Source organism: Burkholderia sp. BCC1999 (assembly GCF_905339975.1).
Lineage (GTDB): Bacteria > Pseudomonadota > Gammaproteobacteria > Burkholderiales > Burkholderiaceae > Burkholderia.
Genome location: NZ_CAJPHP010000008.1, coordinates 70297 through 95289, shown reverse-complemented (window position 1 = coordinate 95289; position 24993 = coordinate 70297). Strand labels below are relative to the sequence as shown.

Sequence of the window (24993 nt, the reverse complement as noted above, 5' to 3'; positions counted from 1 at the left end):
GCGCACGTGCGCCGCGTGTTGCCGTGTTTCGTGCGGCGACGCGACCGGTCGCATGGGAAGCAATGTAGGTCGATCGAGCGCGCGGCTCCACCAACTTTACGCCTGATTTCCGATACTTTTTTGCGCAATCCGGCCGCAAACGGCGCCGGACGGCAAATTTGTGCAGCGCGCAACGGCCGGGCGGCCGCCCGCGCCGGCTTTACGCGGCCGCGTGCTCGCGTGCCGTGCGCACCTCGTACGCCTTCAGGTGGTTGTACGCGATCCGCAGCAGCGACAGCGGATCGGCCGCCTGCGGGTCGCGACGAGCGAGCAGGTCGCCGATCACGTGATCGGCCTCGACGCGCGCATGGTTCTCGACGTCGCGCAGCATCGACGCGGTCAGCGGCGACGGCGTCAGCACCATCCGCTGCATCCGCTCGATCGCCGTCGGGTCGGGCCGATGACCGTTGTGTTCGGCGATCGCGCTGCATTCGGCGAGCATCGTCTCGAGCAGGCGGCGGCCGTCCGGCGCGGCGAGGATGTCGCCGACCGAGCCTCGGAACAGCGACGTGCTCGCGGCGAGCGTCGCGAGGAACACCCACTTCTCCCACATCCGTGCGGCGATGTTGTCGCTGAGCGTCGCGTCGAAGCCCGCGCCGCCGAACACGTCGGCCACCGCGCGCACGCGCGGCGATTCGCCGCCCGCCAGTTCGCCGAACGACAGCCCGGCCGTGTCGTTCAGGTGCACGATGCGCTGCTCGCGATCGAGCGTGGCCGCGATCACACACAACCCGCCGAGCACCTGCGCGGCGCCGAAGCGGTCGCGCAGCACGTCGAGGTGGCGCATCCCGTTGAGCATCGGCAGGATCAGCGTCTGCGGGCCGACGAATGGCGCGAACGATGCAATCGCGTCGTCGAGGCTGTATGCCTTGCAGCTCAGCAGCACGAGATCGAACGGCGCGACGCCTGCGTCCGCATCGGCCGCCCGCACGGTCTGCACGTTCGCAAGCGTCAGGTCGCCGCGCGGGCTGCGGATCAGCAGCCCGTCGCGTGCCAGCGCAGCGGCGCGGCCGTCGCGCACCAGGAACGTGACATCCCGCCCTGCCGCAGCCAGCCGGCCGCCGAAGTACCCGCCGACCGCGCCGGCCCCTACCACCAGAATTCGCATCGTTGCCTCCTTTCGGTTTCGTTCAGTGCCGCACCGGCGCCATCCCGCACGCGCAGCGCACAAGCCATCGCCCCGACAGTATAGCGATGCCCGTTATGCATATGCATAGATACCCGCATCGGCATCGATGCCATGGCCCGCGGTACCGGTTCCTAGGGATAACCCGTCTACGGCGATGCACCTTCGACGCCGTCAAGACACTTACCCCGTCACGCCGCCCCGGCGAGCATTCTCGACTGACCGACCACACACCATGCGCAACCTTTCCCTGAATCAGAAACTCGCCTCGATGATCGTCATCCTGTGGCTCGGCCTGCTCGTGATCGCCGGGCTCGGCGCATGGCAGACGCGCGCCTCGATGATCGCGGACCGCCGCGACCAGCTCGCGTCGCTGGTCGCGCAGGCCGCGAGCGTGACCGACCACTACTACAAGCTGTCGCAGCAGAACGCGCTGCCGGAAGCCGATGCGAAGCAGAAGGCGCTCGAAGCGATCGCCGCGATGCGCTACGGCGCCGACGGCTACATCTCCATCAACGACTCGAAGCCCGTGATCGTGATGCACCCGATCAAGACCGAGCTCAACGGCAAAGACGTGTCGAATTTCACCGACCCGGACGGCAAGCACCTGTTCGTCGAGATCGTGAAGGCCGGCAACCTGGAAGGCGGCAAGGGCTTCGTCGAATATCTGTGGCCGAAGCCGGGCGCGGACAAGCCGCAGGCGAAGACCAGCGCCGTGCAACGCTTCGCGCCGTGGGACTGGTATCTCGTCACGGGCATGTACATGAACGACGTCCGCTCGGCCGTGCTCGCGAGCATCGGCCGCTGGCTCGCGATGACGGCCGTGCTCGGCGCGCTCGCGACCGCCGTGATGGTGCTCGTGCTGAAAAGCGTGCGTGCGAATCTCGGCGGCGAGCTCGAAGTCGCACTCGACGCCGCGCAGCGCATCGCGCAGGGTGACCTGACCGCGCGCGTGACCGTGAAGCAGGACGATCGCGGCAGCCTGCTGCATGCGCTGCACACGATGCAGGGCGGGTTGATCGACATGGTGTCGCGCGTGCGGATGGGCACCGAGAACATCAACGTCGGCGCGAGCGAGATCGCGTCCGGCAACACGGACCTGTCGCAGCGCACCGAGGAACAGGCGGCCGCGCTCGTGCAGACCGCGTCGAGCATGGACCAGATGACCGCGAACGTGAAGCAGAACGCGGACAGCGCCGCGCAGGCTGCGTCGCTCGCCGGCCAGGCCGCGCAGGTCGCGACACGCGGCAGCGCGGTGGTCGATGACGTCGTGCGCACGATGAACGAGATCACCGACCGCTCGCACAAGATCGGCGACATCATCGGCGTGATCGACGGGATCGCGTTCCAGACCAACATCCTCGCGCTGAACGCGGCCGTCGAAGCGGCGCGCGCGGGCGAACAGGGGCGCGGCTTCGCGGTGGTCGCGGCCGAAGTGCGCTCGCTCGCGCAACGCTCGGCCACGGCGGCGAAGGAAATCAAGTCGCTGATCGTATCGTCGAACGAGACGGTCGAGCACGGCGCGGCGCTTGTTTCGCATGCGGGCGAGACGATGGCCGAGCTCGTGCAGTCGGTGCGGCGCGTGAACGAGATCCTCGACGAAATCAGCCATGCGTCGCGGGAGCAGAGCGCCGGGATCGAGCAGGTCAACCGCGCGGTGGGCGAGATGGACCAGGTCACGCAGCAGAACGCGGCGCTCGTCGAAGAGGCCGCGGCGGCCGCGCATTCGCTGCGCGATCAGGCCGAAGCACTGCGCGACGCCGTCACGCGGTTCGCATTGCCGGCCTGAAGGCACCCGACCGACGCGGGCGTGTTCACCCCGCGCCGCCGGCCCGCGGCGTGCCCGCACCGGTGCCGAGCCCCAGCCCGGCCGCTCGCTGGATCAGCTCGACGTCGTTGTTCGCCCCGAGCTTCTTCATCGCGCTGATCTTCTGCGCGCTGACCGTCTGCTTCCCCTTGCTCAGGCGCTGCGCGATCGTCTTGATCGGCACGCCCGACAGATACAGGCGGATCACCTCGATCTCCCGTGCCGACAACTTCACGGGCGCCCCGCCCCGCTCGCCGAGCGTGTCGACCGCGCGCCTGATGGCCGGCGACTGGTACGCGCCGCCGCTGTAGCTCGAATGGATCGCCGTGACGATGTGGCCGACCTCGTCGAACTTGCTGACGACGTTCACGCCGCCGATCCCGATGATCGACCGGACAATCAGCGGATTCTCGTTCGCGACCAGCGCGACGATCCCGGCGTTCGGCCGCGTGCGGCGCAGCCAGTTGAACAGCGCGAGGCCGTCCATTTGCGCATCGCCGCGAATCGCATAGTCGACCAGCACGACGTCGCAGTCGACCCCGCCGAGCGATGCGACCAGTTCGGCCGCGCTCCGGTAGACCGCGACGAGTTCGATCGCGCAGGTGCCGCCCGCGATCTGCTCGATGCCGGCCAGCGTCAACGGCCAGTCGTACGCGAAGACGATGCGAACATTGAATTTCCTCATGCGCAGTTCCTGATGGTTCACCGGCTGCGCCGCGCGGAACGCGCGCGACCGGTTGGGCGTTGAAAGGACATCCAGGCTATTTTTAGCCTGAATACCGATTCTATGAACCTGCTCGCGGGCGGGATATCGGACGGCATCTGAATCGGCCGCCGAAGGCGTAATACGAGTTTGATATTTGCCCGGCTTCAGCGGCCGGCAGCCGGCGGCCGACCGTCGCGGCATCGGCCCAATGGCCTGCGTTACGCGCGACGCGGGCGGCCAGCAGGTAAAATTGCGCCTTTGCATGCCACTCCGGGCCACCGGCGGCGAGCGATGCGCCGATGCCGGCCGTGCGCCACCGCCCTTTTGCCGGCTGCCCGTACTCGCCGCTTTCCTCATGACCGAATCCGACCTGCAATCCGACGACACCTCCATCCACGAAGACGGCCTCTGGCGCGACAACGGCTGGACGGCCCGCATCATCAAGAACGAAGACGACGACGGCTGGGCCGTCGAGATGATCAAGGACGGCGAGTCCGAGCCCGCACTCGTCGGGCCTTGGACGATGGGCCGCGACAAGAAGAACCCGAAACCGATGGACGCGAACGCGTTCCGCACGCTCGTGAAAACCGCGACCGAGGTGCTGATGCGGCACGAGCAGCAGCGGCGCGCGATGCTGCACAAGGAGGTGACGGTCCAGGGCGACGACGAACAGGATGTGTCGGTCACGCTCGACATCGTGCCGGACGAGTTCGAGCCGTATGCGCAACTGAAGGCATTCGATCCGTATGGCGACCTGCTGGCCGAAGCGAAGGTGTCGGCCGGGTTCAAGCTCAACAAGGCCAGCGCCGAACGCTGGGTCGCATCGGGCTTCGAGCGGCCGGCCTGAGCGGGCGCGGCGCGAGGAAGCGCGCGAGTCAGGTGCCGGCGCCCTGCTCCATACGCTTGAGTCGGCGCGCCGCCAGCTTGCGCCGGACGAACGCCTCGAACTGCTGCGTCGCAACCTCCGGATCGCGCGCGGCCAGCCCCAGCGCGTTGCGCACGAGCTGAATCGGCGTCAGCACGATGCCCCACGGCAGCCCCCACCAGCCGAGCGTGGCCGACGCGAGCAGCGCGGCCGCCTGCTTCCTGCGTCCGCAACGGCGGCAACACACGTGGCGCCGCGTCGCCCAGCGCGTGACGAACAGCAGCGACACGATGCGATGCGACGCATGCACGTCGACCGGCTGCCCTTCGCGCAGGCAGATCGGGCATGGCCCGTAGCGCCAGTCGTCGACATACTGCCGGACCTTCGCGTCGGGCACGCGTTCGGCCTCGACGATGATCGGATGCGCGTGCGCGCACACCCGGCTGCAATAGCGGCGGCCGTCGATCGACCGGCCGCCGACCAGGAACGTCCTGCCGCAGTAACTGCACTCCGTCACGATAAACCTCGGATAAGCGTGATGCGCCGCGTGTCGGCCGCCGGCGCATCGATGCGCCGGCGGTCCGCACGGGTCATTTCATGCTTTAACGGCCGCTACCGCGCGGTCTTGAGCGGCGCGCGCCAGCGCGCATCAGCTGTGCAGCCCGTGCGCGGTCATCAGGCGGTACAGCGTCGCGCGCGAAATGCCCAGTTCGGCGGCGACATCCGCATGCTGGTGGCGGTTGCGCATCAGCGTTTCCTCGATCGCGCGCCGCTCGGCCTGCCGACGCGTTTCCGCCAGCGTCGGCGGCTGCCGTGACGTGTACGCGCGAAGTTCGAGATCCGCTGCCGAGATCAGCGGCCCGTTCGTCATCACGACCGCGAACCGGATCCGGTTGATCAGCTCGCGCACGTTGCCGGGCCACGGATAGTTGTGGATCGCCTCGACCGCGCATGGTGTGAAGCCACGGATCCGGTGCGAACTGTCGCCGCGATAGCGCCGCAGCACGTAATCGGCGAGCAGCATGATGTCACGGCCGCGCGCGCGCAACGGCGGCTCGTCGATACGCAGCACGCACAAGCGGAAGTACAGATCGGCGCGGAACCGCCCTGTCTGCATCGCGGCCTCGAGATCGACGTGGGTCGCCGATACGATCCGCACATCGACCGGAATCGACATGTGCCCGCCGAGCCGTTCGATCTTCCCCTCCTGCAGGAATCGCAGCAGGCTCGCCTGGCTCTCGAACGGCATGTCGCCGATCTCGTCGAGAAACAGCGTGCCGCCGTGCGCGGCCTCGATGCGGCCGATCTTGCGCTGGTGCGCGCCCGTGAAGGCGCCACGCTCGTGGCCGAACAGTTCGGCCTGCAGCAGCGTCGACGGGATGGCCGCACAGTTCACGGCGACGAACGGCGCATCGGCCCGCGGTGACTGTTGATGGATCGCCGCCGCGGTCAGCTCCTTGCCGGTGCCGGATTCGCCGGCGATGAACACGGTGGCGTCCGTGTTCGCAACCTTGCGGATCGTCGTGAACAGCCGGCGCATCGCGTCGCACGAGCCGATCATCGTGCCGCCGGGCGGCGCCGTGTCGGCAGCCGGATCGCCGTCCGCGAGCTTCAGCATCCCGTACGCATGGCCGACGAGATAGCCGATCGTCGTATAGGCCGTCGCGTTGCGCACGTAGTCGAAACAGCAATGACGGATCAGGCGCGCGATCGACAGGTCGCGCAGCCGCTCGTCGTCGGCGAGCGCGACCCAGCCGACGCGCGGGTCGCGCAGCAGCGCCTCGAACGACGCGACGTCGGGCGACGCGAAACTGTCGAAATCGACGATGCCGGCATGCGGGCGGTTCGCCTTGACGAGATTCAGTGCGTCCGCAACGGTTTTCGCGCGCCACACGTCCCAGCCGCGCGACGCCAGACAGTCGACGAGCGCGGCATCGTGCTGCTGCGACAGGTAGACGAGCGGCCGCGACGGCACCACATGATTGCGCCGGACGGCGACGAACGACATCGCGCCAGCCTCCCGTTCGACATCCTGCGGGCCTGACACTCTGAGCTGGCAGCAATAGTTCACGATGGCCTCGCCGCGTAGAGTTGTATGTCGGGACGGCCGTTGCCGGATCGCATGTGGCGGGGCCCCGTGGTCCCGCGGCGCGGCGCCGCCCCGTCCTCGAATCGATGTTTCGTTATCGGCAGAACACGACGCGCTGCGTGTAGATCTGCGGCTCGATGACCGGCTTCGCCGATCGGTTGAGATCGTCGCGATAGGCGCGATAGGTCTTGCCGTTTACCGTCACGTCAGCCGCGCGGGCCGTCTCGATCTTGTCGAGCCGGCTGCGCTGCCAGTCGCTCACCCGGTCCGCCGCCATCACGTTCGACTCGCCGGCGATCTTCTGCGTGATCGCGCTCCCGTCGCTCCACGGCAGCGTCTGCATGTCCTCGGCGTGCTGCATCGCGCCGACCGTCTTGCCGGTCGACGACGGCCCGTTCTGCGCTTCGAACGGTGCGCCGCGGCCATACACCGGCGATTGCCACGACGGCGCGTGCCCCTCCTCGGGCATCATGTAGATCATCTGCGGGTCGCCGACCATCATCATCGGCGCGCAAGCGGTGTTGTCGGAGCGCCCGAGCGTCGTCAGCGCCTGCTGGACGCTCACGGCATTCGCGGCAGTCTGCTCGCTCAGGATGACGAACACTGCGGGATTCTGGAAAACGGACTGCGCAGCGGCTTGCACGCTGACCAGCAGCAAAGCGACCAAAAAGATCCTCATGATTGAGGCCTCCTTGCATCCTCGTCAGGCAAAAAGAGGTGTTGACCTCGGGGATGGGACCAACACCCGTCCAAACGGAAACGATCGTCGGGCATCGGGGCCGAACGGCTCCCGTGCGGCCGGTGTTCCGGTCGCACGGGAAGCGGCCCCGCGCACTTACGACGACGTGCTCGTCGAGATGACGGCCGGCGCCGGCGCGACCGGCGCAGCCGGTGCGGCCTGTTGGTCGACAGCGGCCGGCGGCAACGCCTGGGCCGGGTCGGTCAACGCCGGCATGTCGGCGGGCGGCGCAGCCGGTGCGGCAGCGGATTCGACCGCTTCGGGCACCTTCGCGTCGGCAGCCGGCATGTCGGCCGGCGCTGCTGCGGCGGCGGGCTGTGTAGCTTCAGGAGCGGGCGCTTCGACAGCCGCTTGCGGGGCCGGCTCGGCAGCCTTTGCGTCGGCTACCGGCGCCGTGACGACGGCAGCCGCCGGCATCGGTTCGGCAACGGGTTCGCCGGCGGCCTGCGCTGCGTTGTCGGTCGCGGCCGGCATCGGCTCCGGTGCCTTGTCGGCGACAGGCTGCACGGGCTCGGGGGCCTTCGTGTCGGCAACCGGCTGGGCGGGCTCGGGCGCCTTCGTGTCGGCAACGGGCTGCGCGGGCTCCGGTGCCTTCGTGTCGGCAACCGGCTGCGCAGACTCGGGGGCCTTCGTGTCGGCGACGGGCTGTGCGGGCTCGGGGGCCTTCGTGTCGGCTACGGGCTGCGCAGGCTCGGGAGCCTTCGTGTCGGCCACCGGTGCGGCAGGCGCTTGCGAGGCCTTGTCGGCAACCACCGGCGCGGCAATGACGGCCGCGGCCGGCACGGCTGCCATCGCGGCCGCCGGTACGACCGCTGCTGCGGGCGCGGCGGCAACGGCCGGTGCAGCGGCGACAGCAGGTGCCGCGGCAACCGCGGGCGCTGCTGCTGCCTGCGCAGCCACTGCCGGTGCCGCGGCGGCAACGGCTGGCGCCGCGACGGCCGGCACTGCGACTGCCGGTGCGGCGGCAACCGGCGCGACTGCCGGCACCGGGACAGGCACCGGGATCGGCACAGGCGCCGCCTGCACCGACGTCGTCTGAATCGGACGCGTCGGCGCAGGAGCCGGTGCGGCCGAACCGAGCGGCGGCAGGCCCATGCGGTCGCGCACGATCGGGTCGCGATACTTCACGTCGTCCGCGACGGTCGCCTCGACGCTCGGCGCCACGTTCGAACGCGCGAGCGGCGCGGTCGTGCCCGGGCACAGGTGGCCGGTCGCCTCCACCGCGCGCCGGTTCGCATCGCTCTGGCACAGCAGCGCGAGCGCGACGTCGGTCAGGCCCATCGCACGGAATTCACGCGCATCGAGACGCCGGACGCAAGCCTGGTCGACCAGTGTCGTGCCGCCCGTCGCGCCGAACCCCGGGAACGACACGCCGACGCTCACCGAGCCCATGCAGGTGTCGGACAGCGTGGTCGTGAGGCCCGGCGCCTGGATCGCCGGGTTGGTCTTGATCGTCTGCGTACCCGAGTAGTTGACGTTTTCCGATGTCTGGGTGTTGTACGGGTTGGTGCCTGGCGAGCCGGACGAAGCCAGCGTGCCTACGCTCTGCGGCGTCACGTTCGAGCCGCCGCTCGTGCTGGACGGCATCGTCACGTTCACGTTCACGCTCGAATTGCCGCTGCCGCGCACCCCGCTGGAACTGGTGGCATTGCCGCCGCGCGAGCTCGTGGTGTTCGTGTTCATGCTCGAGCCACCACCCTGGCTGACGGCCGTCGACGACGTCGACGACTGCGCGCTCGAAGTCGAGTCGGCAGTTTGCGCCTGGGCACCGATCGTGGTCATCGCGAACATTGCCGCGCATGCCACCTTGATCCTGTTGCTGTTCATTTCACTCTCCGGACGAGGTTAAACCTCCCACCCAGGCAACCGTGCTAATTCCCCTGAATGACTTCAGATTTCGCTGCTTCCCCGAACTGCTTCCAGCCACTGCCCAGCTGGGACCACGAGCCGGCCGACATGCCCTGCCACTGCTGGGCGTCCGGTCCGCCGATGGCGCTGCCCGACGAAAGCGTTTGTTGTTCTGACGGTTTGGTTGTCTGGTCAGGGTTGTTTGACGTCTGCATAGTCGATTGCACACCATCGGCAGCACGGTCAGCGCCATACGCCGTCAGAGACGCGAGCATCAGAGCGGCGGCAATCAGGTTCTGCTTCATGCCAACTCCTTACGTGACAACAGTGCGGGAAAAGAGACCAGCGTCGCTGGGAAACTGGTCCCCCCACACCAGACTAATGACTGCTCCCGGTCGCGCTCGAGCTGCCCTGGCTTCCGCCCGACGCTGACGGCGAACCAGCCGGACCGGTACTCCACGCGGTCGACGAGTTGTAGTGATTCGAACCCGTGATCGCAGCCGATCCACCACTGCCCGTGAGTCCAGCGGCACCCGCGTTGGCAATGCCGTTGTCGTTCGCGCCCGTGGCCGTGTAGTGGTTCGCGCCGAGTACGATCGTGGCGGTCACCCCTCCCGACAATGCGTTGGCGTTCTCGTTCGTGCTGCTGTTTCCGCCGTACGAGCCTGCGGCACCGATACCGCCGCCTGCCGCGAACGCGCCCCCGTTCGTGCCGGAACCGCTGGCCGTCGAGGTCGAGTTGTGGTTGGCGGACGCCGTGCCGACGGAACCAGCGGGTGTCACGGTACTTCCGGCGCTTGCACCAGCCGTCGACGTCGAATTGCTCGTATAGCTGCCGGAGCCGACCAGTACCGACCCGGACACACCCGCGGCAACGGATTGCGTCTGGTTGGTCGTGAACGAACCCGCTGCCAATGCGGCCGACGATAGGACGGTGAGCGCTGTCGCTAATATGACTTTGGCTTTCATAGCAATCCCTTGCTGTGAGTGAGTTCGGCGGTGGCGGAGCCAGGCTCGCCCTGGTGGGGTGAAGCCCGGCATCCGTACCGCCAGCCAATGACGAACGCTACGCGCCGCGGCTTAGTGGTGATACGTCCAGCCAATCGAACCGGCATTCGCACCGCTGCTGCCGCCAGCCTGTGCGCCGCCGAAGCCGAAGCCGCCGACGGTCGACGTTTGGGTGTGGTTCGTGTACGAGATCGAACCGCTGCCCGGGCCACCCGCCATTGCGCCGGCTGCGCCGAGTGCCGAGCCGGAATCGGTTGCGGTGAAATGGCCGAAGCCTGCAACACCGGCCATCGTCTGGCCACCGCTCGACGAGTTGCTGCTCGACACCGTGCCGCTGGCGGCGAACGCTGCACCCGAAACCGCCAGAACTGCTGCTGCAATCAGAAGCTTCTTCATGGTCGACTCCATAACGGCGTGGAGAGAATGAGCAAGGAAGGCTGCACGCCATCAACCTTCCTGCCTCGAGCAATCCTTAAAAAATAAGGATTACTATCAAATCAAGAAATTTTTACTGCCTCGCAATTTCAAGTCTTCGTTATTTTTGACAGCCGAAGTCTAGTTTTATGTTTTTGGATTGTCCAAAATTTATGGATAGGTGTTTTCTATTATTTTTATGAACATTTAATTTTTAATAAAACACCGTGAATTGCGCGACCGGGATGATTAACACACCCTCGGCTCACGATTTTCGATACCTCGTCGAAAACGGATACCGGCACTGGCATCCGTTTCCGGAATCAAAAATGCGCGAATATATACCACCGCAAAATACGACAGCCGTTCAAACTGCGCTCGTCAGCCGAGCGATGACGGTGCCGCATTGCAGACAGATGGCATGTTTGCTCCCTGAGCTGGCGAAGGCCGGCTTGCGTTCGATCTAATCCGGCCGGCGCCGGTACTGGCCCGGCGCGATCGAAACCGCTCTGCACGGTTGAAGACGGGACGGCATCACGCTGTCCGGCACGAACAGCCTGGCCAATCCGGGTGAACTGAATGAAAACGAGCACCGCTGTCGCCCGGTTGCCGCGAGGAGCGACAACTGCCCCGACACGCGGCCGGTGCGGAGGCCGGAAAAGCGGCAATGGAATACCCGCGACGCTGGCACTGCGTCGTGAGCCTCACCCCGGTTTCTCCGACTACCCCATTGGTGCGCAAAATACGCGCGGATCACGCTACTGCTTATGGTCTTCATCGCCGTTTCCCCGACTGCTATAGACGAGTTGGTCGCCCCCACATCTTTGTTGCATCGCGTCGACCGCTCGCCGATGCGTCCAATACCGCAAGCGGCGTGCCACATGTTGTCCCGTCGCGCATTGCGCACGGCAGATCGCCGCCACACCGGGTCATTTCGCCGGAAACGTCATTTTTTGTTTCAGGAATGTATCGCGACAACGATTGCGCTCGTGCCGCGATCATTGAGCGTCGCGAAGCAATACCGCGATTAGACGGACGAATCCGGCCCGTGGAGCCTTGCCGGACGGCAAGATGAACGGGTGTTTCAAACTTGAGAAGCGCCCAGCCGCGCCGGCTGGGCGGGAACCAGATTTCCACTGACGAACCACGCTTCGCGATGTACGCAACCAGGCTAAGGTCCCAAAAGAACGAGAATCGATTCGCCCGGCGTGTGGCTCCCGGGCCACGTGCAGCGGCCTTCGATGCGCCGCCGGCACGCGCGCACCCCGATCGTCGAAACGAATTTGATTCATCCGTGAAAATACCGACACGATCACACGACGAAAAATGTTGCCATCCCGGCCGTTACCGGCGTAATAATTAAAACAAATGTAAACGCGGAATCCCGACAAAACCACCAGCGCCATTTTTCATTCCGGCGCGCTCCACCTTTCACTTCGGAGACATCCTGACAAGCGATACATTCGAGCAACGTTTTCCAAGCATTTATTCGCCCGATTCTCATCGATGAAACATGCCGATTAAGCATGCGTTTTACGTTAACAATCTCGTAAAAGCCTGATTTATCGAGCGTTTCGTCGTATCGAATCGCATTGATCCGGCGCTCGCCCGGGTCATTCCCCTGTCCCCACGATTCACGCGTGAAACGCCTGCACGCCTGTCGATCGGCGATGGCATCGCCGCGCCCGCGCCCGGCGGGACCGCGTCGTCCATGGCATGCCGATTGCCTGATGTCCGGCTCTTACCGAGCGGCACGCCACCACACACGATTCACGGGCAGTGGCCGCTCGCAATCAGCGTGTCGGGGAAACGGCGATGAAGATCACCACCGATCGATCGGCGCTTGCGCCGTTCAAGCATCAACGGGGTTGTCAGCGAAACCGGAGCGCCTGTCGTGGCGCTTCGTCGACATCGGACCAGGCGGACCGGCGCTTGCCGAAACGGCACCCGTGCAGCGGGATGGAGCGTGTGCGCGTCGCCGTCGGGCAAATCGACCTGTGGTTCCTCGATATGCTCGACGAAGGAGACGGCGATGAATGACCGCGCACCGCTCGAAACGCGCGCCGGTCAGCGCGTGCTGGTGACCGGCGGCGCCGGCTTTCTCGGCAGCTACGTGTGCGAGCGCCTGATCATGGAAGGCGCAACGGTCACGTGCGTCGACAGCCTGCTGACGGGGCGCAAGCTCAACATCGCCGATCTGAAGGCATCCGGCCGCTTCGAATTCGTGAAGGGCGACGTGTCGCTCGGCCTGCCCCAGCTGCAGGTGGACGAGATCTGGAATCTCGCGTGCGCGGCCTCGCCGCCCACGTACCAGATCGATCCCGTGCACACGATGCTGACGAACGTGCTCGGCATGAACCACTGTCTCGCGCTCGCGCGCAAGACCGGTGCGCGCGTGTTCCAGGCATCGACCAGCGAAATCTACGGCGACCCGGGCGTGCATCCGCAGACGGAAACCTATCGCGGCAACGTGAACACGATCGGCCCGCGCGCCTGCTACGACGAAGGCAAACGTGCGGCCGAGGCGCTGTGCTACGACTACTACCGCACGCACGGCATCGACGTGCGTGTCGCGCGCATCTTCAACACCTATGGCCCGCGCATGTCGCCACGCGACGGCCGGGTCGTGTCGAACTTCATCGTCGCCGCGCTCAACGGCGAGTCGCTCGAGATCTATGGCGACGGCAGGCAGACGCGTTCGTTCTGCTTCGTCAACGACCTGATCGACGGCTTCTTCAACCTGATGAGCGCCGAGCGCAACGTCGGCATGCCGGTCAACATCGGCAATCCCGGCGAATTCACGATGCTCGAGCTCGCGCAGCAAGTGCTCGCGATGACGGGCTCGACATCGGAGATCGTATTCCGGCCGCTGCCGATCGACGATCCGCACCAGCGCAAGCCCGACATCTCGGTCGCCGCGACCGAGCTCGGCTGGCAACCGGCGATCGATCTCGATGAAGGGCTGCGCCGGACCGTCGACTACTTCAGCCGCGAACTGTGGCTCGCGCCGGTGCTGCGCCCGACCGGAGCGGTCGCATGAAAGTGCTCGTGACAGGTGGCGCGGGCTACATCGGCAGCCATACGTGCAAGGCACTCGCGCAAGCCGGACACGAGCCGATCGCCTACGACAACCTCTCGACCGGCCATGGCGACGCGGTGCGATGGGGGCCGCTCGTCGTCGCCGACATTCTCGACCGCAACGCGTTGTCGAAGGCGCTCGCCGCGCACCGGCCCGACGTCGTGATCCATTTCGCCGCACTCGCGTATGTCGGCGAATCGGTGCTCGCGCCCGAGCGCTACTACACGGTCAACGTGACGGGCACCTGCACGCTGCTCAGCGCGATGCACACGGCCGGCGTCGGCAGGATCGTGATGTCGTCGTCGTGCGCGACTTATGGGGTTCCGGACACGCTGCCGATCTCGGAGCGCACGCCGCAGCAGCCGATCAATCCGTATGGCTTCACGAAGTATGCGATGGAGCGAATGGCCGCCGATTTCGAGCGCGCGTACGGGCTGAAGTGGGTCGCGTTGCGCTACTTCAACGCAGCAGGTGCCGATCCGGACAGCGAGATCGGCGAATGCCACGCGCCTGAAACGCACGCGCTGCCGCTGGCGATCCGTGCGGCGCTCGGCACGGGCAACGCATTCCAGGTGATGGGCACCGACTACCCGACGCCCGACGGCTCGGCGATTCGCGACTACGTGCACGTGAGCGACCTCGCCGATGCGCACCTGAGGGCCACCACCCATCTGTGCGGCGGCGGCGAAAGCGTCGCGCTGAATCTCGGCACCGGCAAGGGGACTTCCGTGCTCGAGGCGCTGCGCGCCGTCGAGGCCGTAACCGGGTGCCGCGTACCGACGGTGATGGCCGCGCGCCGCCCGGGCGACCCGCCCGCGCTGTACGCGGACGCGACGAAGGCCGCGCGCGTGCTCGGCTGGCGGCCGCGCTTCACCGCGATCGAACAGATGGTCGAACACGCCGCGACATGGCATCGGAAGGCGCAGCAACTCGAACCCAGCAGCTGAGCAGCTCACTACAACCATGTTCTCGAACGCTACCCAGGGGGCTCATCATGAATGTGCGGATCGCCATCGTTGGCACCGGCTACGTCGGGCTGGTGAGCGGCGCGTGCCTTGCGGATCTCGGGCATGACGTCATTTGCATCGACAACAATCGCGGCAAGATCGACGCGCTGAACGAAGGCGTCATGCCGATCTACGAGCCGGGCCTCGATGCCGTCGTCGCACGCAACGTCGCACGCGGCACACTGCGTTTCAGCAACGACCTGGCCGCGAGCGTGCGCGATCGCGATGCCGTGTTCATCGCGGTCGGCACGCCGACGCTGGCGGGCACCGATCACGCGGACCTGCAGTACGTCGAGGCGGCCGCGCGGGAAATCGCGTCGAACCTGACCGGTTTCGCGGTGATCGTCACCAAGTCGACGGTGCCGGTCGGCACCAACCGGATCGTCGGGAAAATCGTCGAGTGCTGCGCGCCGGACGGCGTCGACGCGGCGATCGCATCGAATCCGGAGTTCCTGCGCGAAGGGTCGGCGATCGACGATTTCATGCATCCGGATCGCGTCGTGTTCGGCGCCGAGCATCCGCGCGCGATCGAGATCATGCAGGCGATCTACGCGCCGCTGGAAGCGACGGGCCATCTCGTGCTTGCAACCGAGATCGAGACGGCCGAACTCGTGAAGTATGCGGCGAATGCCTTTCTCGCCGTGAAGATCAGCTACATCAACGAGATCTCAGACCTGTGCGAAGCGGTCGGCGCCGATGTCGAGCTGGTCGCGAACGGGATGGGCCTCGACCGCCGCATCGGCGCGTCGTTCCTCAAGGCCGGCCCCGGCTGGGGCGGCTCGTGCTTCCCGAAGGACACGCGCGCGCTGAAGGCGACGGCCTCCCAGCACGCGGTGCCGCTACGCATCGTCAGTGCGGCGATCGAATCGAATGCGCTGCGCAAGGAACAGATCCTCCGCCGTATCGAGAACGCGTGCGGCGGCTCGATCAAAGGCAAGCGCATCGCGGTACTCGGCCTCACGTTCAAAGGCCAGACCGACGACGTGCGGGAGAGCCCGAGCATCGACGTGATCCAGTTGCTCGTCGGTGCGGGCGCGCATATCCGCGCGTACGACCCGGCGCGTCCGCACGAGGCAACGCGGTTGCTGCCCAAGGTATTCATGGAAGGCTCGGCGGTCGACGCGGTGCGCAGCGCGGACGCCGTCGTCGTCATGACCGAATGGAAAGCGTTCGAGATGCTCGATCTCGCCGACCTGGCCGATCACATGGCCGACCCGGTGATGCTCGACATGCGCAACCTGTTCAGCGAACAGCTGGCGGTCGACAGCGGCTTTCGCCGTTACGAACGCGTGGGCCGTTCGTGCGGCGAGCGCACGCCGGCCGAACCGGCGCACGAGCAGCCGCATGCCGGCGAGGACACCCGGCTGCCACGCAGCCTGCTTCAAGACTGATGGTCCGACCTTGACGGGAGAGCGCCATGAAGAAGCTGGTTGCGTCGCTTGCCGGCGGCCCTGTGCCGGAAACCGACGACACAACGGATTCCGAATCAAATGAAGCCGGCACGCAGCAACCCGGCATCCCGCTCGTCGTGCCGCTGATGGACAGCGGAACCCGGTTCGTCTTCCAGATCCTCGCGCTGTGCTGGTTCGTCGCACTGGGGATCTTCTGGCGCTGGTGGCTGCGCGACGAGCACTATGTCGACGCGTTCCGCTTCGGCGTCAACTGCTTCGTGCTGTTCTGGACCACCTTCATTCCCGGCTACTTCATCTTCATCATCCGCTCGGCGGTCGTGCCGAATCCTTCACTGCCCGTACCACGCGACTGGCGCGTCGCGATGGTCGTCACCAAGGCGCCGTCCGAGCCGTTCGACATCGTCCGTACGACACTGCTCGCGATGCTCGACCAGACCTACCCGCACGACACCTGGCTCGCCGACGAAGACCCGTCGCCCGAAACGCTCGACTGGTGCCGCGAGCACGGCGTATTCGTGTCGACGCGGCGCGGCATTGCCGCGTACCACCGGACCAGCTGGCCGCGCCGCACCAAATGCAAGGAAGGCAATCTCGCGTACTTCTACGACATGGTCGGCTACGACAACTACGATTTCGTGTCGCAGCTCGACGCCGACCACGTGCCGACCCGTACCTATCTCGAGGAGATGCTGCGGCCGTTCGTCGATCCGGAAATCGGCTATGTGTCGGCACCGAGCATCTGCGACAGCAACGCGGGCGACAGCTGGAGCGCGCGCGGTCGCGTCAACGTCGAGGGGCCGCTGCACGGCACGATGCAGGCCGGCTATGCGGGCGGCCTCGCGCCGCTGTGCATCGGCTCGCACTATGCGGTGCGCTGCCGCGCGCTGCGCGAGATCGGGGGGCTCGGGCCCGAGCTCGCCGAGGATCACTCGACCACGATGATCTTCAACGCGAACGGCTGGCGCGGCATGCACGCGCTGAACGCGATCGCGAACGGCGAAGGGCCGCGCACGTTCGGCGATCTCGCGACGCAGGAATTCCAGTGGTCCAAGAGCGTGATGATCATCATGCTGCGCTACACGCGCCGCTACTTCACGGGCCTGCCGCTGAAGCTGAAGGCGCAGTTCCTGTTCTGCCAGCTGTGGTACCCACTTTGCGCGCTCGCGATGGCCGGCAGCGTCGTGATTCCGGTCGTCGCGCTGCTGACCGGCCGCGTCTGGGCGCACGTCGACTACCTCACGTATCTCACCTACGCGCTGCCGCTCACCGTGCTGATCCTGTGCGTCGTCACCTGGGCCACGCATTCGACGCAGTCGTGCCGTCCGCTGAATACGAAGCTGCTGTCCTGGGAAGGACTCGCGTTCGTCTTCGCGCGCTGGCCGTGGGTCGTGCTCGGTTGCCTGTCGGCGATACTGGACTGCGTGCGCGGCAAGGAATTCCCGTTCAAGGTCACGCCGAAGGGCGGCACGATCGAGCAGGATGCGCCGCTGCGCGTGGTCGCGCCGTACCTGCTGATTTCGCTGTTCTGCAGCCTGCCCGTCGTCGCTGTCGAGAACCCGCGCAACGCGGCCGGATTCTATCTGTTCTCGACACTGACGAGCATCCTCTATCTCGTGATCGCGGCCGTCGTCGCAGTCAATCACGGCCGGGAGCAAGGGCTCGCCGCGTCGACGCTCGGGCAGATGTTCGCGAGCCGCCTGCCGGTGCGCAACGCGCTGTTCGCCGTCGCGCTCGCGATGCTGCTGACGGGCATCGGGCTGCGCGCGCCGAAGGGCTGGCAGGCGATGATGTGGCGCTCGGGTATGCCGGCCGTCGCAACGGCCGCGCCGGCGCCGGGCGAACCGGTCAGGCAGCCCGAACTCGGCGCGTACGATCCCGAACAACGGTTGAGCGCCGATCCCGTGCTGACGTTCGACCATGTGTTCGTGTCGTGGAACGCGCCCGACCTCGGCGCGCAAATCGGCGACGCGTACCGGACCGCGCAGGCCCGCAACCGCTCGCTGATGCTGACCATCGAGCCTTGGGCCGCCGGCGACACGCGGCAAGGCTCGCTGCTCGCGGATATCGCGCACGGGCGCTACGACGCCCGGATCGCGACCACCTGCTCGGCGCTCGCGGCCTTGAAGGGCCCCGTGTTCGTGCGCTGGGGCCACGAGATGGAGGCGGACACCGGACGTTACCCGTGGGCTGTCGGCGACGCATCGGCCTACGTCGACGCATACCGGCGCGTCGTGACCGCGTGCCGCGCGATGACCGACCGGATCCGCTTCGTGTGGTCGCCGGCCGGCAACCGGAACCTCGACGACTATTTCCCCGGCCGCGGCTATGTGGACGAAGTGGGCCTGTCGGTATTCGACTGTCCACGCTGCGCGATCTGGCCGTCCGGCGGCCACTTCTCCGCCGCGAGCATCCTGCAGGCCAAATACGAGCGGGTAACCGACTACGGGCTGCCGGTGATGGTCGCGGAGCTCGGCGTCGACGGGTCGAATGCGCGCAAGCGCGAGGAACTCGACGAATTCCAGCGCTCGCTATGGCGCTATCCGCTGCTGAAGGCCGTGGTCTATTTCAATGCGGTCGATACACCCGGCGCGTGGCCGGCGCACTACGTGCCGGACTGGCGAATCGCGCCGGCGTTCCTGCAGACGACGGTCGTCGCGAAATAACCGCCGGCCGGCAGCACGTCAGCCGAGCAGTTCCTTCTTGCGCAGGTGCACGACGTCGCGCATCGGCGGCGCGCCAAACAGCCGGCTGTATTCGCGGCTGAACTGCGACGCGCTTTCGTAACCGACGACGGCGGCCACCGACCCGACGTCGCCGCCCTGGCGCAGCAACAAGCGCCGCGCTTCGTGCAACCGCAGCTGCTTCTGATACTGCAGCGGGCTCAGCGTCGTCACGTGCTTGAAATGATGATGCAGCGACGACACGCTCATGTTGACCGCCTGCGCGAGCGACTCGACGCGCATCGGCTCCGCGAAGTGATCGCGGATCCATTCGATCGCGCGTGCGATCCGGTGCGTCTGGCTGCCCGCAATGGCCATGTGCCGCAGCCGCGTGCCCTGCCCGGTCGTCATCAGCCGGTACAGCAGTTCCTTTTCGATCAGCGGCGCGACGACCGGAATGTCGGCCGGCGTATCGAGCAGCCGCAACAACCGCAGCGCCGCGTCGAGCAGCGGCGGGGTCAGTTCGGCGAGCGCGATCCCCTCGCCTTCCGGGCCCGCGTCGGGCTCGGGCAACCGCATCTCGGCCGCGAGCTCGACGATCCGCTGCGGATCGAGCGTCAGCGACAGGCACAGGTACGGCGCATCCGCCGACGCGCGCGTCACGCGCGAGAGGATCGGCAAGTCGATCGACGTAATCAGGCAATTGTGCGTGTCGTATTCGTAGGCCTGGCCAGCCACGATCACGCGCTTCGCGCCCTGCGCGGCGATCACGAGCGCAGCCCGCGACACGCCGCAGCCGAGATCGACCGGACGCGTGTGCCGATGCAGCATCAGACCCGGCACGGCGGTCGAATGCGAGCCGTCGGCCGGTGCGAAACGGCCGATCAGCGACGCCAGCTCGCGCCGCCCGGATTCGCGCGACGCCACGATATCGGTCATGTCCATGACGCATCCTCGAATGATTTCTCCGTGTCGCGCGAGCATAGCGAAACGGCCCGCCGCGTGCCGGGGATTTGCAGGATTGTTCAATAAATTTGCAGGATTGGGTAGACGCAAACTTCTCCTGCTCGCGCACACTGCCCGCTAACCGGGCGCATGCCGGGTTTTCCCCACGGAGACATACAAAATGCCTACCTCGTTTGTCCTGAACGGCAAGAACGTCACGCTCGACGCCGATCCGTCGATGCCCGTCCTCTGGGCGATTCGCGAACACGCGGGACTGACCGGCACGAAGTTCGGCTGCGGCATGGCGCAGTGCGGCGCGTGCACGGTGCATCTCGAAGGCCAGGCCGTCCGCTCGTGCGTGCTGCCGCTCGCCGGGATCGCGGGCAAGCACGTCACGACGATCGAAGGCCTGCAAAGCAAGCCCGCGCACGCCGTGCAGGCCGCCTGGGTCAAGCTGCAGGTGCCGCAATGCGGCTATTGCCAGTCGGGCCAGATCATGTCGGCCACCGCGTTGCTCGAACAGAACCCGAAGCCGACCGACGCGGACATCGACGCCGCGATGAACGGCAACCTGTGCCGCTGTGCGACCTACGCCCGTATCCGGGCCGCGATCCACGACGCCGCCGCGACGCTGGGAGCCTGACCATGACGATCGAACTCGACAACACCGGTTCGGTGCGTCCGTCGCGCCGCACGTTCCTGAAGGCCGCGGGGGCCGCCGCGGTCAGCCTGACCATCGGCTTCGACTTCGCCGGCTTCGGCCGACGCGCGCTCGCCGCGAATGCACCGGCCGCCGGTTTCGCACCGAACGCATTCCTGCGCATCGCGCCCGACGGCACCGTCACGGTCATCGCGAAGCACGTCGAGCTCGGCCAGGGCGCGTATACGGGCATCGCGACGATCGTCGCCGAGGAGCTCGACGCGAACTGGTCGAACGTGCGCGTCGAAAGCGCGCCGGCCGATGCGAAGCGCTACGCGAACCTCGCGTTCGGCACGATGCAGGGCACGGGCGGCAGCTCGGCGATGGCGAACTCGTGGCAGCAACTGCGCGAAGCGGGCGGCAAGGCCCGTGCGATGCTGGTGTCGGCCGCCGCGGCCCGCTGGAAGGTGCCGGCCGGCGAGCTGACGACCGCCAATGGCGTCGTCACGCATGCGAAGAGCGGCAAGACCGCGCCGTACGGCACGCTCGTCGCCGATGCGTCGAAGCTGCCCGTGCCGGACAAGGTCACGCTGAAGCAGCCGGCGGATTTCAAGCTGATCGGGCACCGGATCCCGCGGGTCGACGCGTCGGCGAAATCGAACGGCACCGCGCATTTCACGCTCGATACGACCTTCCCCGGCATGCGCGTCGCGCTGCTGCAGCGCCCGCCACGCTTCGGCGCGAAGGTGAAGTCGTTCGACGCAACGGCGGCCAAGGCGGTGCCCGGCGTCGTGTCGGTCGTGCAGGTGCCGGGCGGCGTGGCAGTCGTCGGAACCGGCTTCTGGGCCGCGAAACAGGGCCGCGATGCGCTGAAGATCGACTGGGACGAAGCGAACGCCGAAAAGCGCGGCTCGGACGAGATCATGCGCGAATACCGGCAGCTCGCCGACAAGCCGGGCACGTCGGCACGCAAGGACGGCGATGCCGATGCGGCGATCGCGGGCGCGACGCGCAAGATCGCCGCGACGTACGAATTCCCGTATCTCGCGCACGCGCCGATGGAGCCGCTCGACGCGGTCGTCAAGCTGACGGCGGACAGTTGCGAAATCTGGGCCGGCGACCAGTTCCAGACCGTCGACCAGGCCAACGCGGCCAGGACGGCGGGGCTGAAGCCCGAGCAGGTGCAGATCCACACGCTGTATGCGGGCGGCAGCTTCGGCCGGCGTGCGAACGCATGGTCGGACTACGTGGTCGAGGCCGTGTCGATCGCGAAGGCGCTCGGCGCGGACGGCAAGCCCGTCAAGCTGCAGTGGACGCGCGAGGACGACATCCAGGGCGGCTTCTACCGGCCGATGTACTTCCACAAGCTCGATGCGGGCCTGACCGCCGACGGCAAGCTGGTTGGCTGGCGGCACCGGATCGTCGGCCAGTCGATCCTCGCCGGCACGCCGTTCGAGCCGTTCATGGTCAAGAACGGCGTCGACGCGACGTCGGTCGAGGGCGCGGCGAACCTGCCGTACGCGGTGCCGAACGTGTCGGTCGAGCTCACCACCGCGAAGACGGGTGTGCCCGTGCTGTGGTGGCGCGTGGTCGGCAGCTCGCACACGGCCTACGCGGTGGAGGCGTTCATCGACGAAGCCGCGCACACGGCCGGCAAGGATCCGTACGCGTTCCGGCGCGACCTGCTCGAGAAGGAGCCCCGGATGCGCGCGGTACTGGATCTCGCCGCGCAGAAGGCCGGCTGGGATCCGGCCAAGCCGCCGCCGAAGGGCCGCGGGCGCGGGATCGCGGTCGCCGAGGCATTCAAGAGCTATGTCGCACAGGTGGCCGAGGTGTCGGTCGACGCGGACGGCAAGGTGAAGGTCGAGCGCGTGGTGTGCGCGGTCGATTGCGGAATCGCGATCAATCCCGACATCGTCGCGGCGCAGATGGAGGGCGGCATCGGCTTCGGGCTCGGCGCGGTGATGCACAGCGCGATCACGCTGAAGGACGGCCAGGTCGAGCAGCGCAACTTCGACGGCTACCACGTGCTGCGGATGGCCGAGATGCCGAAGGTCGAGGTGCATATCGTGCCGTCGGCCGAGGCGCCGACCGGCGTCGGCGAGCCGGGCGTCGCGCCGGTCGGGCCGGCCGTGGCGAACGCGATCTTCGCGGCGACGGGCAAGCGGCACTACGTGCTGCCGTTCGATTCGGCGGATGGCGCGAAGGCTTGACGGTCGGGTGATGCACCGGCCGCGGGGCGAGGTTTGCACTGCGGCCGGTGTTTTTTACGCCGGCCATCCAGCTTCCGTGTCGGGTTCGATGTCGGGTTTGATATGCACTTACACCGCTGATTTATATCGATTTTTACGAAGGCCATGTCGGTTCCATGTAGGGCTGCCCGTGCCCGCCTCGTACCCAAATCGAGCGTACGTTACCCGAACTCTTACCCGCCCCACACACGTTACGTCAGACGTAACGCCCGTAACGTCGCCCGCCGATGCTACGTAACAATCCTTCAATATTGCTCCGACCCCTTCGGTATCCGCGCGGCGCCTCCCGTTAAAAATTCTTTTAAATTCAACGCTGCCAAGCCGTTTGCGCCGACACTGCCGTCGGCCGCCACCCGGCACCCCTTCCCCTGGCCCGAAAGTTGCAGCACAGGACCCGCAAACACTCCTTTATGGACATGCGAGGGCCACCATGGATTGCAAATACCTGTACATCGACAACATAAAAATCAACTTCGTGCGCCGCACGATCGAGATCGACAACAAGATCGTTGACGTCACGCCGCGTGAATTCGACGTCGTCGAATTCCTGCTCGACAACATGAACAAGATCGTGCCGCGGCAGGCAATCCAGGAGGCCGTATGGGGCCGTGAGCTCGGCGTGTCGTCGCGCACGCTCGACACCCATATCTCGCGTATCCGTTCGAAGCTGCAGCTCGACCACGACAAGAACCTGCGGATCATCCCGATCTACGCAGTCGGTTATCGCCTGGTGCTGTTCGGTGCGGCGATGACGCACGTCGAGCGCCACGACGCCGCGCCGATCCTGCGCGCCGCGCCGCAACCCGTGATGGCGGCCGACTACGCGTGACGCTTCACCCGCGCGCCGCCTGGTCGCGGCGCGCCGGCCACGCTCCCCCCACCGCGCTGCGCCAAACCGCAGCGCTTCGCGGCCTGCCAGCCGGATCCGGCCTGCACGCCCTCCGGCCCGCCAGCCAGTCGCGACCCGACCGCCGCCTCCGGGCGGCGGTTGCTTTTGGGCGCAGGCCACTGCCTGCCCGGCTTCGGCACGCTTCGTAGCACCCCGCTTCCCCGATCGCCGCACGATGCGCGCGACTACGGATTCCGGCGCGGCACGCGGCCATGGCCGTCCCTACAATCGACGCAGCAGCCGCGCGCCTTTTCGCGCCGCCGGCCCCAGAACAACCCGTCGAATCAACGCCGAATCCGCCCCGATCCCGCCGTGCCTGCGCAGTTCCTGACGAATGCCGACGCCGGCGACGCCGCGAGCCGGGCGATGCCCGCCGCTTCCGCGCCGCCCGCCGCCGCGCCGGCCGCGGTCGCGCTCGACGCGTCGCCCTACCTGCCGCGCCTGTCCGCCGCCGCCGCGCGCGGGCTGTCGCACGCGTACTGCGCGACCGGCGCCGTTTCGGTCACGCTCGGCGAGCATGCGTACGAAGTACGCTGGCGCGTCGACGCGGAACCGGCCGCCGATGCGCACGCATACCGTTTCGTCATCGGCCCGGCCGCCGGCACGCTGTGGATCGATCCGGTCGCGGAAACGGCATGGCTCGGCGACGCAGCCGATCCGGTGGTGCCGGCCGTGATCCGCGCGGCGCTGCTCGCCGACCTGTGCGCGCCGCTCGCGGCCGTGCTGCAAGCCGCGACGCGGCAGCGCGTGGAACTGCTGCCGCCGCCCGAAAGCGTGCCTGCGTGGCGCGCGGCGCCGGCCGCGCTGCGCTTCGAGCTGCGGCGCGCCGATGCCGCGTGGCGCTGCCATGGCGCGCTGCTGTTCGACCTGCCGGATGCGCTGGCCGTGTTCTTCGCCACCGCGCCGATCGCGCTCGCCGATGCCCGCGCGGCCTATGCGAACCTGCCGGTGCCGCTCGTGTTCGAGATCGGCCGCACCGAGCTGACGACGGCCGAGCTGGCCGACGTCGTCGGCGGCGACATCATCGCGATCGAACGCTGGCAGGCGCACGAGCAGAACCTGCTGTGTGTCGCGCGACTGCCGGCCGCGCCGGCGTGGGAGATCACCGGACGGCCGTCGGGCAACCGGCTGACCGTCGAACGAATCAGGGAGATGCCTTTGGAACCGACCCGCACCGACAACGCGCCCACCACGACGCACGACGCGCCATCCGCCGATGCGCCGCGCACGCTCGACGGCCTCGCGGTCGACCTGCGCTTCGAGCTGCCGCCCGCGTCGATGCCGCTCGGCGAGCTGAGCGCGCTGCAGCCGGGCGCCGTGATCGAGCTGCAGCAAGGGATCAACCAGAGCGTGATCCATCTCGTCGCGAACGGGATTCTGATCGGCACCGGCCACCTGATCGCGGTCGGCCAGAAACTCGGCGTGCGCGTCGTCACGCTGACGCAACCCGCGCCGCGCGAGCGCTGAA

The 24993-nt window shown here is 67.1% G+C and carries 23 protein-coding genes; 12 read left to right on the top strand and 11 right to left on the bottom strand.

What is annotated here, in order from left to right:
• Positions 1–199: 199 nt before the first annotated feature.
• Positions 200–1147 carry a 2-dehydropantoate 2-reductase gene (gene panE / locus U5809_RS13345; RefSeq protein ID WP_322086854.1) on the bottom strand — a complete coding sequence of 316 codons (948 nt, stop codon included), beginning with the start codon at positions 1145–1147 and terminating at the stop codon, positions 200–202.
• A 253-nt stretch (positions 1148–1400) separates the two neighbouring features.
• On the opposite strand from panE, the gene U5809_RS13340 reads away from it, so the two are divergent.
• On the top strand, positions 1401–2954 hold the full coding sequence (locus U5809_RS13340; RefSeq protein WP_322086853.1) for a methyl-accepting chemotaxis protein: 1554 nt from the start codon (positions 1401–1403) through the stop codon (positions 2952–2954).
• A gap of 25 nt (positions 2955–2979) precedes the next feature.
• Here the strand turns inward: U5809_RS13340 and U5809_RS13335 are convergent, their stop codons facing one another.
• Entirely contained in the window at positions 2980–3657 is a 678-nt protein-coding gene (locus U5809_RS13335; RefSeq protein ID WP_282508902.1) for a response regulator transcription factor, read from the bottom strand.
• A 376-nt stretch (positions 3658–4033) separates the two neighbouring features.
• Between U5809_RS13335 and U5809_RS13330 the strand changes: the two genes are divergently transcribed.
• Positions 4034–4525: a hypothetical protein gene (locus U5809_RS13330; protein WP_282508901.1), complete on the top strand. Its 492-nt coding sequence runs from the start codon at positions 4034–4036 to the stop codon at positions 4523–4525.
• Positions 4526–4553: 28 nt separating this feature from the next.
• Here U5809_RS13330 and U5809_RS13325 read toward each other — a convergent pair whose 3' ends face one another.
• The 4 genes from U5809_RS13325 to U5809_RS13310 all read right to left on the bottom strand — a co-directional run bounded on the left by U5809_RS13325 (position 4554) and on the right by U5809_RS13310 (position 8958).
• A complete protein-coding gene (locus U5809_RS13325; RefSeq protein WP_322086852.1) occupies positions 4554–5060 on the bottom strand; it encodes a hypothetical protein in 507 nt (168 codons plus the stop codon).
• Between the two features lie 132 nt (positions 5061–5192).
• Positions 5193–6551 (bottom strand): sigma 54-interacting transcriptional regulator, encoded by a 1359-nt coding sequence (locus tag U5809_RS13320; RefSeq protein ID WP_415877945.1) that lies wholly within the window; start codon positions 6549–6551, stop codon positions 5193–5195.
• A 175-nt stretch (positions 6552–6726) separates the two neighbouring features.
• The gene (locus U5809_RS13315; RefSeq protein WP_322086850.1) at positions 6727–7311 is read right to left on the bottom strand and encodes a hypothetical protein; all 585 of its coding nucleotides are present in this window, start codon (positions 7309–7311) and stop codon (positions 6727–6729) included.
• Between the two features lie 156 nt (positions 7312–7467).
• Positions 7468–8958, bottom strand: a complete 1491-nt coding sequence (locus U5809_RS13310; protein ID WP_322086849.1) for a chemotaxis protein CheA — start codon at positions 8956–8958, stop codon at positions 7468–7470.
• Between U5809_RS13310 and U5809_RS13305 the strand changes: the two genes are divergently transcribed.
• Positions 8945–9220, top strand: a complete 276-nt coding sequence (locus U5809_RS13305; RefSeq protein WP_322086848.1) for a hypothetical protein — start codon at positions 8945–8947, stop codon at positions 9218–9220. The genes U5809_RS13310 and U5809_RS13305 overlap by 14 nt on opposite strands.
• Before the next feature lie 22 nt (positions 9221–9242).
• Here the strand turns inward: U5809_RS13305 and U5809_RS13300 are convergent, their stop codons facing one another.
• The 4 genes from U5809_RS13300 to U5809_RS13285 all read right to left on the bottom strand — a co-directional run bounded on the left by U5809_RS13300 (position 9243) and on the right by U5809_RS13285 (position 12047).
• Positions 9243–9524 (bottom strand): hypothetical protein, encoded by a 282-nt coding sequence (locus tag U5809_RS13300; protein ID WP_059239774.1) that lies wholly within the window; start codon positions 9522–9524, stop codon positions 9243–9245.
• Positions 9525–9597: 73 nt separating this feature from the next.
• Positions 9598–10188: a hypothetical protein gene (locus U5809_RS13295; RefSeq protein ID WP_282508897.1), complete on the bottom strand. Its 591-nt coding sequence runs from the start codon at positions 10186–10188 to the stop codon at positions 9598–9600.
• Positions 10189–10299: 111 nt separating this feature from the next.
• Positions 10300–10623: a hypothetical protein gene (locus tag U5809_RS13290; RefSeq protein ID WP_322086847.1), complete on the bottom strand. Its 324-nt coding sequence runs from the start codon at positions 10621–10623 to the stop codon at positions 10300–10302.
• 1016 nt (positions 10624–11639) lie between these two features.
• Positions 11640–12047, bottom strand: a complete 408-nt coding sequence (locus tag U5809_RS13285; RefSeq protein WP_322086846.1) for a hypothetical protein — start codon at positions 12045–12047, stop codon at positions 11640–11642.
• Positions 12048–12456: 409 nt separating this feature from the next.
• Between U5809_RS13285 and U5809_RS13280 the strand changes: the two genes are divergently transcribed.
• From U5809_RS13280 to U5809_RS13260, 5 genes are read left to right on the top strand one after another with little or no spacing between them, the layout of a single operon-like run.
• Positions 12457–12681 carry a hypothetical protein gene (locus U5809_RS13280; protein ID WP_322086845.1) on the top strand — a complete coding sequence of 75 codons (225 nt, stop codon included), beginning with the start codon at positions 12457–12459 and terminating at the stop codon, positions 12679–12681.
• Complete coding sequence (locus U5809_RS13275) at positions 12674–13681, top strand: UDP-glucuronic acid decarboxylase family protein (protein WP_322086844.1); 1008 nt, start codon at positions 12674–12676, stop codon at positions 13679–13681. Before U5809_RS13280 ends, U5809_RS13275 begins: the two co-directional genes overlap by 8 nt.
• Entirely contained in the window at positions 13678–14667 is a 990-nt protein-coding gene (gene galE / locus U5809_RS13270; protein WP_322086843.1) for a UDP-glucose 4-epimerase GalE, read from the top strand. The genes U5809_RS13275 and galE overlap by 4 nt, the downstream gene beginning before the upstream one ends.
• Positions 14668–14714: 47 nt before the next feature.
• Positions 14715–16118, top strand: coding sequence for a UDP-glucose/GDP-mannose dehydrogenase family protein (locus U5809_RS13265; RefSeq protein ID WP_322086842.1), 1404 nt, complete (start codon positions 14715–14717; stop codon positions 16116–16118).
• A 26-nt stretch (positions 16119–16144) separates the two neighbouring features.
• Positions 16145–18802 carry a glycosyltransferase gene (locus tag U5809_RS13260; protein WP_322086841.1) on the top strand — a complete coding sequence of 886 codons (2658 nt, stop codon included), beginning with the start codon at positions 16145–16147 and terminating at the stop codon, positions 18800–18802.
• Between the two features lie 18 nt (positions 18803–18820).
• Here U5809_RS13260 and U5809_RS13255 read toward each other — a convergent pair whose 3' ends face one another.
• Positions 18821–19744 carry an AraC family transcriptional regulator gene (locus U5809_RS13255; protein ID WP_322086840.1) on the bottom strand — a complete coding sequence of 308 codons (924 nt, stop codon included), beginning with the start codon at positions 19742–19744 and terminating at the stop codon, positions 18821–18823.
• Positions 19745–19925: 181 nt separating this feature from the next.
• Between U5809_RS13255 and U5809_RS13250 the strand changes: the two genes are divergently transcribed.
• The 4 genes from U5809_RS13250 to sctQ all read left to right on the top strand — a co-directional run bounded on the left by U5809_RS13250 (position 19926) and on the right by sctQ (position 24992).
• Positions 19926–20387, top strand: a complete 462-nt coding sequence (locus tag U5809_RS13250) for a (2Fe-2S)-binding protein (RefSeq protein ID WP_069252121.1) — start codon at positions 19926–19928, stop codon at positions 20385–20387.
• Positions 20388–20389: 2 nt separating this feature from the next.
• A complete protein-coding gene (locus U5809_RS13245; protein ID WP_322086839.1) occupies positions 20390–22597 on the top strand; it encodes a xanthine dehydrogenase family protein molybdopterin-binding subunit in 2208 nt (735 codons plus the stop codon).
• Positions 22598–23066: 469 nt separating this feature from the next.
• Positions 23067–23465 (top strand): winged helix-turn-helix domain-containing protein, encoded by a 399-nt coding sequence (locus U5809_RS13240; RefSeq protein WP_282508888.1) that lies wholly within the window; start codon positions 23067–23069, stop codon positions 23463–23465.
• Between the two features lie 372 nt (positions 23466–23837).
• Complete coding sequence (gene sctQ, locus U5809_RS13235) at positions 23838–24992, top strand: type III secretion system cytoplasmic ring protein SctQ (RefSeq protein WP_322086838.1); 1155 nt, start codon at positions 23838–23840, stop codon at positions 24990–24992.
• Position 24993: the final 1 nt, after the last annotated feature.

Bases quoted from the DNA above. Each gene is read 5' to 3' on its own strand.
- panE (WP_322086854.1), bottom strand. From the start codon at position 1,147: ATGCGAATTCTGGTGGTAGGGGCCGGCGCGGTCGGCGGGTACTTCGGC.
- U5809_RS13340 (WP_322086853.1), top strand. From the start codon at position 1,401: ATGCGCAACCTTTCCCTGAATCAGAAACTCGCCTCGATGATCGTCATC.
- U5809_RS13335 (WP_282508902.1), bottom strand. From the start codon at position 3,657: ATGAGGAAATTCAATGTTCGCATCGTCTTCGCGTACGACTGGCCGTTG.
- U5809_RS13330 (WP_282508901.1), top strand. From the start codon at position 4,034: ATGACCGAATCCGACCTGCAATCCGACGACACCTCCATCCACGAAGAC.
- U5809_RS13320 (WP_415877945.1), bottom strand. From the start codon at position 6,551: ATGTCGTTCGTCGCCGTCCGGCGCAATCATGTGGTGCCGTCGCGGCCG.
- U5809_RS13315 (WP_322086850.1), bottom strand. From the start codon at position 7,311: ATGAGGATCTTTTTGGTCGCTTTGCTGCTGGTCAGCGTGCAAGCCGCT.
- U5809_RS13310 (WP_322086849.1), bottom strand. From the start codon at position 8,958: ATGCCGTCCAGCACGAGCGGCGGCTCGAACGTGACGCCGCAGAGCGTA.
- U5809_RS13300 (WP_059239774.1), bottom strand. From the start codon at position 9,524: ATGAAGCAGAACCTGATTGCCGCCGCTCTGATGCTCGCGTCTCTGACG.
- U5809_RS13295 (WP_282508897.1), bottom strand. From the start codon at position 10,188: ATGAAAGCCAAAGTCATATTAGCGACAGCGCTCACCGTCCTATCGTCG.
- U5809_RS13290 (WP_322086847.1), bottom strand. From the start codon at position 10,623: ATGAAGAAGCTTCTGATTGCAGCAGCAGTTCTGGCGGTTTCGGGTGCA.
- U5809_RS13285 (WP_322086846.1), bottom strand. From the start codon at position 12,047: ATGGCGCTGGTGGTTTTGTCGGGATTCCGCGTTTACATTTGTTTTAAT.
- U5809_RS13280 (WP_322086845.1), top strand. From the start codon at position 12,457: ATGAAGATCACCACCGATCGATCGGCGCTTGCGCCGTTCAAGCATCAA.
- U5809_RS13275 (WP_322086844.1), top strand. From the start codon at position 12,674: ATGAATGACCGCGCACCGCTCGAAACGCGCGCCGGTCAGCGCGTGCTG.
- galE (WP_322086843.1), top strand. From the start codon at position 13,678: ATGAAAGTGCTCGTGACAGGTGGCGCGGGCTACATCGGCAGCCATACG.
- U5809_RS13265 (WP_322086842.1), top strand. From the start codon at position 14,715: ATGAATGTGCGGATCGCCATCGTTGGCACCGGCTACGTCGGGCTGGTG.
- U5809_RS13260 (WP_322086841.1), top strand. From the start codon at position 16,145: ATGAAGAAGCTGGTTGCGTCGCTTGCCGGCGGCCCTGTGCCGGAAACC.
- U5809_RS13255 (WP_322086840.1), bottom strand. From the start codon at position 19,744: ATGGACATGACCGATATCGTGGCGTCGCGCGAATCCGGGCGGCGCGAG.
- U5809_RS13250 (WP_069252121.1), top strand. From the start codon at position 19,926: ATGCCTACCTCGTTTGTCCTGAACGGCAAGAACGTCACGCTCGACGCC.
- U5809_RS13245 (WP_322086839.1), top strand. From the start codon at position 20,390: ATGACGATCGAACTCGACAACACCGGTTCGGTGCGTCCGTCGCGCCGC.
- U5809_RS13240 (WP_282508888.1), top strand. From the start codon at position 23,067: ATGGATTGCAAATACCTGTACATCGACAACATAAAAATCAACTTCGTG.